General features: G+C 61.8%; 15 protein-coding genes. 7 read left to right on the top strand and 8 right to left on the bottom strand.

The window, feature by feature from the left end; all coding sequences use genetic code 11:
- Positions 1–9 precede the first annotated feature (9 nt).
- A complete protein-coding gene (locus tag NKJ94_RS13790) occupies positions 10–783 on the bottom strand; it encodes a peptidoglycan-binding domain-containing protein (RefSeq protein ID WP_352525651.1) in 774 nt (257 codons plus the stop codon).
- Entirely contained in the window at positions 758–2,503 is a 1,746-nt protein-coding gene (locus tag NKJ94_RS13785; protein WP_352525691.1) for an ATP-binding protein, read from the bottom strand. The genes NKJ94_RS13790 and NKJ94_RS13785 overlap by 26 nt, the downstream gene beginning before the upstream one ends.
- Positions 2,504–3,022: 519 nt before the next feature.
- Here NKJ94_RS13785 and NKJ94_RS13780 point away from each other — a divergent pair.
- Together NKJ94_RS13780 and NKJ94_RS13775 are read left to right on the top strand one after the other, a co-directional pair.
- Positions 3,023–3,391 carry a DUF5330 domain-containing protein gene (locus NKJ94_RS13780; RefSeq protein ID WP_352525690.1) on the top strand — a complete coding sequence of 123 codons (369 nt, stop codon included), beginning with the start codon at positions 3,023–3,025 and terminating at the stop codon, positions 3,389–3,391.
- Positions 3,392–3,504: 113 nt separating this feature from the next.
- Complete coding sequence (locus NKJ94_RS13775; protein ID WP_352525689.1) at positions 3,505–3,933, top strand: SufE family protein; 429 nt, start codon at positions 3,505–3,507, stop codon at positions 3,931–3,933.
- Between the two features lie 136 nt (positions 3,934–4,069).
- On the opposite strand, the gene NKJ94_RS13770 is transcribed toward NKJ94_RS13775, so the two are convergent.
- A complete protein-coding gene (locus NKJ94_RS13770; RefSeq protein WP_352525650.1) occupies positions 4,070–4,495 on the bottom strand; it encodes a Ros/MucR family transcriptional regulator in 426 nt (141 codons plus the stop codon).
- Between the two features lie 415 nt (positions 4,496–4,910).
- Positions 4,911–5,240 carry an SH3 domain-containing protein gene (locus NKJ94_RS13765; RefSeq protein ID WP_352525687.1) on the bottom strand — a complete coding sequence of 110 codons (330 nt, stop codon included), beginning with the start codon at positions 5,238–5,240 and terminating at the stop codon, positions 4,911–4,913.
- Between the two features lie 159 nt (positions 5,241–5,399).
- On the opposite strand from NKJ94_RS13765, the gene NKJ94_RS13760 reads away from it, so the two are divergent.
- The 3 genes from NKJ94_RS13760 (at position 5,400) to NKJ94_RS13750 (ending at position 8,748) form a co-directional block, all read left to right on the top strand.
- Positions 5,400–7,511 carry a S9 family peptidase gene (locus NKJ94_RS13760; protein ID WP_352525648.1) on the top strand — a complete coding sequence of 704 codons (2,112 nt, stop codon included), beginning with the start codon at positions 5,400–5,402 and terminating at the stop codon, positions 7,509–7,511.
- Positions 7,512–7,591: 80 nt separating this feature from the next.
- The gene (locus tag NKJ94_RS13755; RefSeq protein WP_352525646.1) at positions 7,592–8,218 is read left to right on the top strand and encodes a LysE family translocator; all 627 of its coding nucleotides are present in this window, start codon (positions 7,592–7,594) and stop codon (positions 8,216–8,218) included.
- Between the two features lie 146 nt (positions 8,219–8,364).
- Positions 8,365–8,748, top strand: coding sequence for an SET domain-containing protein (locus NKJ94_RS13750; RefSeq protein ID WP_352525645.1), 384 nt, complete (start codon positions 8,365–8,367; stop codon positions 8,746–8,748).
- An 11-nt stretch (positions 8,749–8,759) separates the two neighbouring features.
- Here NKJ94_RS13750 and NKJ94_RS13745 read toward each other — a convergent pair whose 3' ends face one another.
- From NKJ94_RS13745 to NKJ94_RS13730, 4 genes are all read right to left on the bottom strand, one after another.
- Entirely contained in the window at positions 8,760–9,710 is a 951-nt protein-coding gene (locus tag NKJ94_RS13745) for a cytochrome c (RefSeq protein WP_352525644.1), read from the bottom strand.
- Between the two features lie 9 nt (positions 9,711–9,719).
- The gene (locus tag NKJ94_RS13740; protein WP_352525642.1) at positions 9,720–10,163 is read right to left on the bottom strand and encodes a c-type cytochrome; all 444 of its coding nucleotides are present in this window, start codon (positions 10,161–10,163) and stop codon (positions 9,720–9,722) included.
- A 170-nt stretch (positions 10,164–10,333) separates the two neighbouring features.
- The gene (locus NKJ94_RS13735; RefSeq protein WP_352525640.1) at positions 10,334–10,930 is read right to left on the bottom strand and encodes a superoxide dismutase; all 597 of its coding nucleotides are present in this window, start codon (positions 10,928–10,930) and stop codon (positions 10,334–10,336) included.
- A 108-nt stretch (positions 10,931–11,038) separates the two neighbouring features.
- The gene (locus tag NKJ94_RS13730) at positions 11,039–11,917 is read right to left on the bottom strand and encodes a branched-chain amino acid aminotransferase (RefSeq protein WP_352525639.1); all 879 of its coding nucleotides are present in this window, start codon (positions 11,915–11,917) and stop codon (positions 11,039–11,041) included.
- A gap of 150 nt (positions 11,918–12,067) precedes the next feature.
- On the opposite strand from NKJ94_RS13730, the gene NKJ94_RS13725 reads away from it, so the two are divergent.
- Both NKJ94_RS13725 and NKJ94_RS13720 read left to right on the top strand, forming a co-directional pair.
- A complete protein-coding gene (locus NKJ94_RS13725; RefSeq protein ID WP_352525638.1) occupies positions 12,068–12,730 on the top strand; it encodes a haloacid dehalogenase type II in 663 nt (220 codons plus the stop codon).
- A gap of 173 nt (positions 12,731–12,903) precedes the next feature.
- Positions 12,904–13,728, top strand: a complete 825-nt coding sequence (locus NKJ94_RS13720) for a L,D-transpeptidase (RefSeq protein ID WP_352525636.1) — start codon at positions 12,904–12,906, stop codon at positions 13,726–13,728.
- The last annotated feature ends 150 nt before the right edge of the window (positions 13,729–13,878 follow it).

Below are 13,878 nucleotides of genomic sequence, written 5' to 3'. Positions count from 1 at the left end.
TCACAGCCCTCAGTTGGTGAGGCCGATCTGACGCATCTTGACGTAGACGACCTCGTCGGGCTCGCCGGTCTCAGGCAGGCCGAACAGCGCCTGGAATTCCTTGATCGCCGCCCTGGTGCGCGCCCCGACCACGCCATCCAATTGCATATCGTCATTGCCGAACGCCTTCAGTCCGGCCTGGATCTTGACGATGCGGGGGTCAGGCGCTTGCGCTGCCGCATTTGCCGGTGCGGACGCCGGAATGGCGGCTGGAACAGCGGTCGTTTCAACCGGCCGCGGCACGGGGTGCGGCACCACGGCTGCGGTCGTCGGCGTGGCGCCCAATTGATCCAGCAAAACGCTGTCGATCTCGCCAGAGGCATTCAATCCAACCTTCTGCTGATAGGCTTGGATGGCCTTGCGCGTGTTCGGTCCGGGAATGCCGTCGACCGTGCCGGAATAGAAATCGAGATCCTTCAATATGCCCTGGACCTGCTCGACGACCGGGTCGCTCTTGATCGGCGCAGCGGCCGGACGCACGATATTGATGGTGGTTTCGGGCTCGTCGCTGTCCGCCCGAGGAAAACCCTCGATGCTCCTGGTGGCGAAAAACGCGCCGGCATGCGGAAAGGGCTGGTACCAAAGGGCGTTCGCCGAAACGTAGAACAGCGTCACCAGGAATGCGGTGGAGCTTCCGATCACAACAGGATTGCGCGAGATCAGGCTGCCCAGAGCCATCGCTCCGTGCTCGAAGGCATTGCCGCGGCGCTTGGCCGCGTTAGGCTGTTTTGCGGAGCGACCCATTGCTCTCCCCTTTGCCACCGTCCGCTCTGGCTTTGGCGACTGACATCGGCACCACGCCGGTCTTCTCCGCCGAGTGGCCCGTCGGGCCGTTCACGGGAAGGCTGATCGTCACCGTGGTGCCCTCGCCCGGCATGCTTTCGATCGACATGGTGCCGTCATGCAGTGCCACCAGCCCTTTCACCAGCGAAAGCCCAAGCCCGGTACCTTCGAAGCGGCGGGTATAGTCGTTGTGGATCTGCATGAACGGCTTGCCGAGATTGGCGAAATCTTCCTCGGCGATGCCGATGCCGGTGTCCCGGACCCAGAAATGCAGCCGCGAGCCGATCCGCTTGGCGCCGATGACGACATTGCCGCCTTTGGGCGTGAACTTGATCGCGTTGGAGACGAGATTGATCAGGATCTGCTGCACGGCACGGCGATCGGCGTTTATTTCGCCTGCGTCCGGCGCGATCTGGGCCTGCAGATCGATGGTCTTTGCCTCGGCTTGCAGGCGCATCATCGACTGGCACATCTCGACCGCTTCGCGGAAGCGGAACGGTTCCGGCTCAGTGGCATAGGCACCCGATTCGATCCGCGATACGTCGAGTATCGAGGTGACGACGGCAAGCAGGTGCTGGCCCGAATCCCTGACAAGCCCGACATATTCCTTCTGGCGTGGATCCTTGAAGGTGCCGAACATCTCGTGCAGCAGCATGTCGGAAAAACCGATGATGGCATTGAGCGGGGTGCGCAGCTCGTGGCTGACGACGGCAAGGAAGCGTCCTTTCGCCACCTCGGCCGAGGCAGCCGCCTCGTTGGCGGCGGCAAGCTCCTGGCGCAGTCCGGCCAGCTCATCGTTCTCGCGCAGAACGAGCGTGAAGACAGTCTCCTGCCCCAGCGCGCGCATCATCTCGAGTGAAAACGGCCGGTAATTGTCGGCCGTCACGCCGCTGTTTTGCGGCAGCCGGACGCGAAGGTCGAGCCGGCGCGACAGGGCGCCATCGCGCATATCGGCCAGCGCACTGAGGTAGGGGACGCGGTCGGACAGATGGATGCGATCGAAAAGCCCGGTGCCGAAAAGCAGTTCCGGCGCCAGCCCGAGGATCGTGCGCGCCTTCGCCGAGGCGTCCAGAACCTCGCCATGCGCCGCGATTTGCAGCACGACGGCGTCGATCAGGTCTTCGAGCCGGTCGCTACCGGCCGGATCGAGCTGTGCGTTGGCGGCGCCACGAAGTGGAGCGACACGCGGAACAAGCGTGAGCGCCCAGGCCAGGGGAACCAGCCAATGCCATGCGGCGATTTCGGTCTGGCCGAGCGGCAAGACGGAAACGGCGAAAGATTGCAGCAGGACAGCGACAAGGGCCGATATGGCGCCCCAGATCACGGCACGGCGCGACTGGCCGATCCACCAGGCTTCAAACGGCAGCGCCACCGCAAGCAAGGCAACCGGCGAGGCCAGGCCGCCGGCGGCAGCGATAAGGGCACCTAGGGCAACACCGCCCACGACCAAAGCGAGTTGGCCGGCCAGGCTCATCTTGCCCGATGCAGCCACCAGCAGAGCGGCGAACCAGCAAAGGCCAAACGCCGCAAAGATCGCAGCCACAGTCACGGCCGCGCCCATACCCGACGTGACCAGCGTCACAGCTGCACCTGCGCTGAAGAAAGGAGCCGCCAGCATGACGCCAATGAACCGGCTGTGGCGGCGGCGATCGCTCTGGCCGAGGACGAACGGATGAACCATCCGTTCGCAACCGGCGGCTATCGCGCCCGGCAACTCGGCGTATCTGGCCTTGATCGCACTCAACTCAACGCACCCGGTCGTGAACGGCCCTGCTTTGCAGGCGGCTTTTGTCGATCCGAAACTCGCATCCAGCGTTTAAGGAATGGATAAGGCTGGGTCGATCGTCCCCCGGCCGGCTGCAAATATCGGGATACCGGCGGGGAAAAACCGGGGCAATTGCCGCCATAGTAAACGGAGCGTTATCCGGACCGCCCGCGCCTGGACTTGCGGCCGAGGGCATCAAAATGTCGCCGATTCAAAAAATGAGCAGGAAAAACAAAGGGTTGGATGGTTACCATTTACTGAATAAAATCTGAGCCGTTCGAGGCAAATGAATTTCAAAACGCTTCGTTTCGAATCTGCCTAAAATTTGAGGAAAACTGTTGCTTTCTGGACAAGCCGTCCTTTGCGCGTCTGTGCCAATATCGCGTTACAAGTGTTGTGCGGTTCGGATGCATGACCGTCATAAAGGACAGACAGATGGGCTTTCTGATAAGAGCGGCTTTCTGGTTTTCGCTGGTGCTTCTGGCGCTGCCGCTGGGTGTCGGCTCCGATGATGCGGGCCGCGAAAGCGTCGGCCCGCTCCAGGCGCTGTTTGCAGCGCGCGAAGCCGTCGGCGACATCGCCGGCATCTGCGAGCGCAAGCCGGACGTCTGCGAGACCGGCAAATCGGCAATGCACACCATCACCGCCCGGGCAAAGGAGACCGCCAAGATCGCGGCCGCCATGCTGGACGACAAGGCCGCTGAACCCGATACGGCGACAACCACCGGCAGCGTGCCCGAGGAAATCGTCTTGCCGGCGAAAGTCGACTTGCCGGCGAAAGTCCACTTGCCGGCAACAAACTGAGACTGTTTCGGCCGAATTCATCGCTAAACCGCAAGGCTCCCCGCTCTCGGCGCCTGCGGCGTCTCTCCTCTTTTTCCGTGACGCGGCAGCGCCGGATGACTATATCCGGGGGAATGACCACGACGATCCAGACCATCCGCGACGACTTTGCTCTGCTCGACGAGTGGGAAGACCGCTATCGCTATGTGATTGAACTGGGTGAAGCGCTGCCGCCGTTTCCCGACGAGCAACGCATACAAGCCAATAAGGTGCCCGGCTGCGTCAGCCAGGTCTGGTTGACCACCGAGCAAGGCGAGGGTGCCAACCCCGTTATCACCTTCAAGGGCGATTCCGACGCCCATATCGTGCGCGGCCTGGTCGCCATCATGCTGGCGCTGTTTTCGGGACGGCCCGCCAGCGAAATCCAGAGGACCGACGCAGAAGCCACATTGAAGGCGCTCGGACTTGACGAGCACCTGTCGCCGCAGCGCGCCAATGGTCTTCGCTCGATGGTCAAGCGTATCAAGCGTGATGCCGAGGTAGCCCTGAAGCAGACCGCCTGACCGGACGGCATTGCCGGCAGTATGGCGGGTTCGTATATCAGCCGACCATCGACCTATAATGCAAACTATCGACCTACAATGCAAAACGGCGCCCGCAGGCGCCGCTTGGATCGTCAAACCGGAAAAGAGCCGCTTGTCAGCGTCCCTTGCGCTTGCGGCCGAGACCCATCTTCTTGGCCAGCTGCGAACGGGCGGCCGCATAGTTGGGCGCAACCATCGGATAGCTCGGATCCAGGTTCCACTTTTCACGATACTGATCGGGCGTCAGATCATAGTGGGTCATCAAGTGACGCTTGAGCGACTTGAACTTCTTGCCGTCTTCAAGACAGATGATGTAGTCGTCATGCACCGAACGCTTCGGATTTACCGCCGGCTTCTGCTTGTCGGCAGGCGGCTGCTCGGTGGCCCCGCCCACGCGCCCGAGAGCAGCGTGGACATCGGCAATGAGGTTCGGCAGTTCGCCGACCGGCACGGGATTATTGCTGACATACGCAGCCACCACATCGGCGGTCAGCTCGATCAGCGCATCGCTGTTTCTGGAAGGTGTTTCGATAATATCCATGGTGTTCAGGTCCCAACGAGAATTGTTTCTGTCTACGCCCTATTTTGGCAGGCGGGGCATCGCGCGCGAACTTGTGCAGGAAAAAGCCTCCGCGATTCGCGTCGCGGCATCTTAATGAGCCGACGCGCCAAGTAAGTCAATTCGCTTCTTGGGCTCTATTCAGCGATACAAGTCAAATATTCCTCATTCAGCTTCACTCTTTCGTGCAGAGCGTAACTTCGCCGTTCTTTCCTGGTCAGACCAGCATCGACTGACGCGGCGTCAGGCCGCCATTACACAAGCGGCATCGGGCAAATAGAGCTCGATGCTTGCTATGCTGACGGCATTACAGGGTGGGTGATTGGCGGATTCAGCAAAATCGCAGGTTGCGAAGCGCTGCTATTGCTCGTGAACCGGAAGCCGGAGCGGCGCGTTCCTATCCCTGAAACGGGACGATGTATTTTCCATAGACCCAACCGGTGACGAAATGGCCGTTCTGTGCGGGATCGTGCCAGAGTTCGCACCAGCGATTGCGGATCTTCTGTTTCTCGTTCCAGTGCGGCTGATTGGCAATGTCGAGCAGGTTTATCCCGCCGGTGGATTTGCCGGTCATCTGCAGAACCGTCCCGTTGGGATAGGCGGCCTGCTTCTGCGAAGTTCCTGAAGGATATTTGCGCACATTGAGCGTGTCGCCGAACGGCACATTGGCCACTTGCCAAGCAGCGAAGGCAGTTGCATGAGATTGACCGGCATGGGCCAGGGTCATCGAAGCGACGGCGAGGGCGCGGCAGTCCGAAAAAAAATATTCATTGTCCTTTCCTCCGGCCCATCTTCTCGAGCCACAATGACAATAGATCGTAGCCCTTGAACCCGCGCTGATCGGCGTGTTCATTCGCCATTCAAGTAACTTCCACAGCGAGACGCAATGACCAGACCCCCAGTGTTTCCGACCGCCACCCCACCGCAGCCGGAGAAGCGGCCGATCTTCGACACGCATCACGGCATGACGCGGACGGACGACTATGCCTGGCTGAGGGCCGCGAATTGGCAGGAGATGTTCCGCGATTCGTCCCTGCTGGACGGCCAAATCCGCGCCCATCTCGAAGCCGAAAACGCCTATCAGGCGATGCTGATGGCCGATACGGTCCAGTTGCAGAAGCAGCTTTTCACTGAGATGAAGGGACGTATCAAGGAAGACGATTCTTCCGTGCCGATGAAGGACGGGCCCCATGCCTACGGCTCCTCCTTCAAGCTTGGCGGCCAGCAGCCGCGTTATTTCCGTACCTCGCGCGATGGTGGCGATAAGCAGATCTTGCTCGACGGCGATGCCGAGGCCGAGGGCAAGGCCTATTTCCGGCTGGGCGGCGTTGATCATTCGGGCGACCACCGCAAGCTTCTCTGGGCCTTCGACGACAAGGGTTCCGAGTTCTACACGCTTCGCATCCGCGATCTCGCCGGCGGCAACGATCTGGCGGACAGGATCCCGGACACCGGTGGCGGCGGGGTGTGGGATGCCGGCAATGACGGTTTTTTCTATTCCCGCCTCGATCCCAACCACCGTCCTTCCAAAGTGCTGTTCCATGCGCTTGGCGACAGTCCTGAAAACGACCGGCTGATCTACGAGGAAACCGATCCCGGCTTCTTCATGGATGTCGGCGGCACGCGCTCCAACGAGTGGATCATGATCGGCATCAACGACCATGAGACCTCGGAATACCGCATCATGAGCGCCACCGATCCGTTCGCAGAGCCGAAGCTGGTTGCGGCGCGCGAGACCGGCTTGCAGTACGACATCGAGGAAGGCGGCGACATCTTTTTCATCCTCACCAATGCCGATGGCGCCAAGGACTTCAAGATCATGACGGCGCCGTCCCACGATCCGGTGCGCGCCAACTGGCAGGAGCTGGTGCCGCAGGAAGCGGGCCGGCTGATCCTTTCGGTAATCGGCTTCAAGGACCACATGGTCAGGCTCGAGCGCAAGGAAGGCCTGCCGCGCATCGTCGTGCGCGACCGCAAGAGCGGCGAGGAGCACCTGATCTCCTTCGACGAGGAAGCCTTCTCGCTCGGCCTGTCGGGATCCTACGAATACGACACCGAGATCATGCGCTTTTCCTATTCGTCGATGACGACCCCGGCGCAGGTCTTCGATTACAACATGCGCACCCGCGAGCGGGTGCTGCTCAAGACGCAGGAAGTGCCCTCCGGCCACGACCCGGAGCACTATGTCACGCGCCGGCTGATGGCGCCTGCCGCCGACGGCGAACTGGTGCCGATCTCGCTGCTCCACCACCGCGACACGCCGCTCGACGGATCGGCGCCTTGCCTGCTTTACGGCTACGGATCTTACGGCATAGCCGTGCCGGCGGCGTTCAACACCAATCTGTTTTCGCTGGTCGACCGCGGCCTTGTCTACGCGATAGCCCATGTTCGCGGCGGCAAGGACAAGGGCTGTGGCTGGTACGACGACGGCAAGCGGGCGAACAAGATGAACACGTTCACCGATTTTGTCGCTGCCGCCCACCACCTCGTCGCCGAACGCTATACGCAGCATGACCGCATCGTTGCGCAAGGCGGTTCGGCCGGCGGCATGCTGATGGGCGCGGTCGCCAACATGGCGCCGCAATGCTTCGGCGGCATCGTCGCCGAGGTTCCCTTCGTCGACGTGCTCACCACCATGCTCGACGCCAGCTTGCCGCTGACGCCGCCGGAATGGCCGGAATGGGGCAATCCGATCGCTTCGGCGGAGGATTACCGGACCATCGCCGCCTACTCGCCCTACGACAATGTCGCCGCACTCGACTATCCACCGATCCTGGCACTGGCCGGCCTGACCGACCCGCGCGTCACCTATTGGGAGCCGGCCAAATGGGTGGCGCGGCTGCGCGACCGCAAGACAGGTGAGAATCCGGTGCTGTTCAAGATCAACCTGGATTCAGGCCATGCCGGCGCCTCCGGCCGGTTTTCAAGACTGGAGGAAATCGCCTTCACCTACGCCTTCGCGCTCAAGGTGACGGGCAAGGCCGAGCTTGCGGCGTGAACACCGGCGGATGAGCGGTCATTGCCTTCCGTTCCGCGACGTGGCTTCATTGGCGGTGAGAGTTGCGGAGACGCCCACCAATGATCGATCTCGCCACGTTGATAGCTTATGTCGCGGTTGTGCTTGGCTTTGTCTTCATCCCGGGTCCCGCCACTCTTCTGACGGTGGCGCGGGCAACCAGTTCCGGAACCAGGGTGGGCATTGCGACCGGCGCCGGGATCGCGGCCGGCGACGTGGTTCACACCTTCATGGCGATCGTCGGCATTTCGGCGATCATTGCCACGTCGGCGGCGCTTTTCAGCATCGTGAAGTACATCGGCGCGGCCTACCTCGTTTATCTCGGCATTCACGCGATCATCGAGAAAACGCCGGCCTATCCGGCCGCCGGCGCACTTGCCATCCCCGCTGCCAAGGCATTTCGGCAGGCTATTTTGACCGAGGTGCTCAACCCCAAGACCGCGCTTTTCTTCCTCGCATTTCTTCCGCAGTTCGTGCGGCCTGAAAACGGATCGGTGATGCTTCAACTGGCGATATTGGGCATCATCTTTGTTCTACTGGGCCTCTTCAGCACGGTGGTTTTCGCCGTGGGTGCGGGCGGCCTCGGTGCATTCCTGCGCCGAAACCCGACGGTGCTGAGATGGCAAGGCAAGGCTGTCGGCGGTATCTATTGCGCCTTAGGCATCCGGCTGGCGCTGCAACAGCGCTAGGGTCTCGACAGGCGACGAGCCGTACGAGGCTTCGAATCATGGGCAGGCACAGCTGATTTTCCGCTCGCAATTGCAAAGGCCGCGCGCTACCCAGTGCGCGGCCTTTTCACAGCCGCCGCCAACCCCCAATCACCAAGGGATTTGCCATGTTGCTCGTCGATGTCTATCTCGACAAATCGCCCATCCAGGGCATCGGCGTCTTTGCCAAGAACCACATTGCCCGCGGCACGCTGGTCTGGAAGCTCGATCCCAAATACGACCGGCGCATCGAAGTGGAGAACTACGAGCAGGAAACCGGGCCGGTCAGAACCTATCTCGACCGCTACGCCTACCCGGACCGGCGCGACCCGAACTACATCGTCTTCGAAGCCGACGATGCGCGCTACATGAACCATGCCGACGATCCGAATTGCGACGTCTCGCAGCCTGAGGAGACCTATGCCTTGCGCGACATTGCGCCAGGCGAGGAAATGACCTGCGACTACAATCACTTCTTCGAAACCGGCTTCGACTTTCTCGGCGACCGCTGACCCAACAGCCGTCAGCTCGCCGGCTTCTTGCGCGCCGGATAGCCGTTGGGATGCGGCGGCACGGCCTTCAAATAGGCGGCGATCGCCGCTCGGTCCTCTGGCGTCAGCGCGGCCATGTTCCTTTGCACGTCGACCATCGCGCCGCCGACGGAATCGAAATCCGGCGTGAAGCCGGTTTCGAGATAATTGGCGATGTCGGCCTCCGACCAGTCCGCGATGCCGCCCTCGCCCGACGTGATGTTCGGCACGATGCCGCTGCCTTCGGCGGCGGCGGCGCCTGCCAGCCACTGGCTCTTCTTGGTGCCGCCGGTAAAGTCTCTCGGCGTGTGGCATTCGCCGCAATGACCGGGGCCTTCGACCAGATAGCGGCCTGCCAGCACCGGATCGGGCGTACCGTCGGGAAAGGAAACGACCGGCTGCTCGCTCAAATAGAGCAATTTCCACAGACCGAGGCCACGTCGGACATTGAACGGAAACCCCAGCGAATTGGCGGGCGCCTTGCCGGCGACCGCAGGCAATGTCTTCAGGAACGCATAGAGATCGGCAATGTCGGCCGGCTTCATGCGCGCGTAGGAAGTATAGGGAAATGCCGGATAGAGATGCTCGCCCGACGGCGACACGCCCTTCAGCATGGCGTTGGCAAGGTCGTCGACCGACCAGGCGCCGATGCCGTCCTTGGCGTCCTGCGAGATGTTCGGCGGCACGAAGGTGCCGAACGGCGTCTTGAGCTCGAGGCCGCCGACCAGCTGAAGGCGGGCGTCGCCTTGCGAGCCGGGCTTGGCATGACAGGATGTGCAGCCGCCGGCGTAGAAGATGCGCTTGCCCTTGGCGGCGTCGCCGGGGCCAAGCTGCGCCAGCGTGGCAGCATCGAGCCTGGCCGGAGCCAACAGGAACCAGCCCGCAATCGCGACGACGCCGCCCAGAACGAGGGCGGCGCCGACGAGTTTCTTCTGCAAGGGCATCGCCCGCGATCAGCCTTTTTTCACCCTGTAGCCCTTGTGGCAGGTGCCGCAGTCGCCGCCAATTGTGTTGAATTGTGCCTTCAACGCATCGGCATCCGCAGGCGCCGCAGCGACCGCTGCCTTGACGTCGGAGAGGTACTTGCCCTCGGCCGTCTTGAAGCCGGCCATGTCTTCCCATATTTTGGGGGAAGCCGCGGTGTCGCCGGTGTCGCTGCCCGCCGGGAAAAGCGTGTCGACGCCGGCATGGAATTTCTCGGCATTGGCCTGCAGCGCCTGCAACGCCGTCAGCACGGAAGCGGCGTCGTAAGGCGTCTCGCCCTTGACCACTTTCGACAATCCGGCGGCGATCTTGCCACGTTCCTTCATCAGGGCCTGCCGGTCAGCGACCGGTTCGGCAAACGCCGCCGAACCGGCGAAGGCGAGCATCGAGATGGCGAGGATAAGCTTTCTCATTCGCTTGGCTCCATATTGAAGGCAATTCTGGACGGTCCCACCCCGATGATAACGGCAAGGATGGCTTAAAAATTCCGACGCTTCGCCTCACGCTTGCGTGAATTTTTGCAACTGTCGTTCTGTGCTGAAAAAGAAAAGCCCCGGTTCTGCCGGGGCTTTTCTGGAACGGATCAGGCCTTTTCGTAGAGTTCGAGCACGTAGTCCCAGTTGATGAGACTGTCGACAAAGGCTTCGAGATATTTCGGCCGGGCGTTGCGATAGTCGATGTAATAGGAGTGTTCCCAGACATCGACGCCGAGGATCGGCGACGCGCCATGGACGAGCGGGTTTTCGCCATTCGGCGTCTTCGAGATCGCCAGCTTGCCGTCCTTGACCGAGACCCAGGCCCAGCCCGAACCGAACTGGGTGGTTCCGGCGGCGATGAAGTCGGCCTTGAACTTGTCGTAGCCGCCAAGATCGCTGTCGACCGCCTTTTGCAAGGCGCCGGGCAGCTTGTTGCCGCCGCCGCCCTTCTTCATCCATTTCCAGAAATGGATGTGATTGTAGTGCTGGGCGGCATTGTTGAAGAGCCCCGCATTCTTGCCGAAGGACTGTTTGACGGCGTCTTCGACCGACAAATCGCCCATGCCCGCTTCGGCAGCCAGCTTGTTGCCGTTGTCGACATAGGCCTTGTGGTGCTTGTCGTGATGATACTCCAGCGTTTCCTTGGACATATAAGGCTGCAAGGCCTCGTAGTCATAGGGCAAGGCGGGCAATTCAAAAGCCATCGGTCGTACTCCCTCGTGGAAAAATCCGGTGTCGATACCGGACTAACATAGGACTGGATTGGTCTGGAACAACTCCGGAAACGAAGCGCCGGTGCGCTTTTTAGCGGGTCACTTGGCCGAAGTCGAATGCGCCCATTCCCAATAGAGTTCGCGCGCCTTCTTGGCCACCGGTCCGGGCTGCAGATTGCGGCCCTCGATGCGGGTGACCGGCACGACTTTCGAATGGTTTCCGGTCGAGAAGATTTCGTCCGCCTCCAGGAAATCGCGGATCGACAGCGTCTTTTCCGTCGTCGTGAACCCGTATTCGCCAAGCAGGGCCATGGTGCGCGCGCGGGTGATGCCGGACAGGAAGGTACCGTTCGGCGCGGGCGTCAGGACATGGCCGTCCTTGACCAGGAAAATATTCGAGGTTCCGGTCTCGGCGACATTGCCCAGCATGTCGAGCACGAGCGCATTGTCGAAGCCGCGCATCTTGGCTTCAAGGATGGCACGGCCGTTGTTGGGATAAAGGCAGCCGGCCTTGGCGTTGGTCGGCATGGTTTCGATGGTCGGGCGCCGGAACGGCGACACCGTCACCGAAAAACCCGCCGGCGAGATCATCGGCGATTCGTAGAGGCAAAGGCAGAAACGCGTCGAGGCCGGGTCGGCCGGCACGCCCATATAGCCACCATGCTCGGCCCAATACATCGGCCTTATGTAGACCGCCGTCTTGCCGTCGAACTTCTTCAGCCCGTCCCAGGTCAGGCCGACGATCTTGTCGGTGCTCATCGTCGGCTTCAGACCAAGCGCGATCGCCGAGGCGTTCACCCTTGCTACATGGCGGTCGAGATCGGGGGCGACGCCCTCGAACCAGCGGGCGCCGTCGAACACGCTGGTGCCGAGCCACATGGCGTGGCTGCGCGGCCCGAGGATGGCGACGTTGCCCTCATACCAGTCGCCGTCGACGAAGGTCCATGTCGCGGATTGCGCCGCAGTCGCCAGTGTCATTGCCAGGTTCCGTTCGATGCTTCTTACGGCGCATTGGAAGATGCTTGGCGGCTGCCGTCAACCGGCATGGCCGAGATTTGTTGAGGCCAGCGGGATGGCGAATTGCAATCAGCGCTTGCGCCTTGCCTTGCGCAGCCGCAAAACTGTTGCATGCACCATGCGGCTTACGTTTTCGACGCCTACGGCACGCTGTTCGACGTGCATGCGGCCGTGCGCCGTCACGCCGACCAGATCGGACCGGACGGCCAGCTGCTGTCCGAGATCTGGCGCGCCAAGCAGCTGGAATATTCCTGGGTGCGCACGCTGATGGGGGCCTATGCCGATTTCTGGCAGCTCACCGAGCAGGCTCTCGATTTCGCCCTGCGCAAGGTTCCATCCGCAGATGCCGGGCTGAAGGCGAAGCTGCTCGAGGCCTATTGGCGGCTGGACTGCTATCCGGAGGTACCGGCCGTGCTCAAGGCGCTCAAGGCATCGGGAGCAAGGCTGGCGATCCTGTCCAATGGTTCGCCTGAAATGCTGGAAGCGGCCGTCAAGTCCGCGGCGCTCGACCAGGTCCTGGACGACGTCTATTCCGTCGACAGCGTCAGGCGCTTCAAGACCGACCCGTCGGTCTACGACATGGTCACCACGGGCTGGCGTCTCTATCCGGGGGCGGTCTCCTTCCAGTCCTCCAACCGCTGGGATGTCGCCGGCGCCACCAAATTCGGCTTCAGGACGGTGTGGATCAACCGCACGAACCAGCCTGAGGAATACCGGGATTTTCCACCGGCCCTGATCTTGCCGTCCCTCGATGGTCTGATCTCCGGGGTTTGACGGCCGGACATGTTGCCTCGGCGCAACAGTGACGATCCAGCCACAGCTTTGCCTTTGTTTGTCCACCCTGCGGCCAGAATTGCAACCGCCTATCGCGCCGGGCATTGCTCGGGTAACCGCGCAACCGGGCGCATTCATGCTTTGTTGCGATTTGAGACTTAAAAAAGGCAATCATGTTCACACCCCCATCGTCCTCTCTGCGCCTTAGCCGTCGCGGTTTCCTCAACGCAGCAGCGCTTGGCGCCGCCTCGGTCGCGGTCTCCAGTTGCACCACGCTGTCGCAACAGCCGGTCGAGCCACCGCCGCCGACCTATGTCGAGCCGCCGCTCAGCGAGTATGTGACGATGTATGGGCCGATGTCCGATGGCGGCTTCGAGCTGCCGGCCATACCGGTCGACAAGATCGACCCGCAGTTCCTGCGCCAGATCGTGGACGATCCGACCGGGCAGCAGCCGGGCACCGTCGTCGTCGACACCACCAATCACTTCCTCTACCTGGTGCGCCCGGGCGGCCAGGCGATCCGCTATGGTGTCGGCCTCGGCCGCGCCGGCTTCGAATGGTCGGGCGATGCCGTGGTCCAATGGAAGCAGAAATGGCCGAAATGGACGCCGCCGGACGAAATGGTCACCCGGCAGCCCGAACTAAAACCGTACAGCGCCGATAATGGCGGCATGCCCGGCGGACTCAAGAACCCGCTCGGCGCGCGGGCGCTCTATCTCTTCCAGGGCAACCAGGACACGCTCTACCGCTTGCACGGTTCGCCGGAATGGCGGTCGATCGGCAAGTCGGTGTCGTCGGGCTGCGTGCGCCTGATGAACCAAGACATTATCGATCTCTACGATCGTGTGCCGAACAAGACCCCGGTCGTGGTGACGGCCGATATCGGCCAGCCGATGGTGGCGACAGCAAACCGCAAAGCCATTCCGATCGACGCTGGCGTGCCGGAAGGATCGATCCTGCTCGGCCCGATAAAAGCGGTAACGAACTCGATCTTCTGAGCTGGTCGAAAGCACTGGGGCGGGATCTTCCTCGCTCCCGCTGGTTTTGCTGCGCGTCGGCGTGCCCGTACCGGTGCCCGCCTTCAGGTCCGATGCTTACGCCGAGCAGCGGATTTTGCCGCGCTGTGTGCAGACGCCACCAGTGACAGC

This window comes from Mesorhizobium sp. M0060, assembly GCF_040323155.1.
GTDB lineage: Bacteria > Pseudomonadota > Alphaproteobacteria > Rhizobiales > Rhizobiaceae > Mesorhizobium.
Note: the sequence above shows the minus strand (reverse complement) of the source record. Positions and strands in the feature narration are given on the sequence as shown.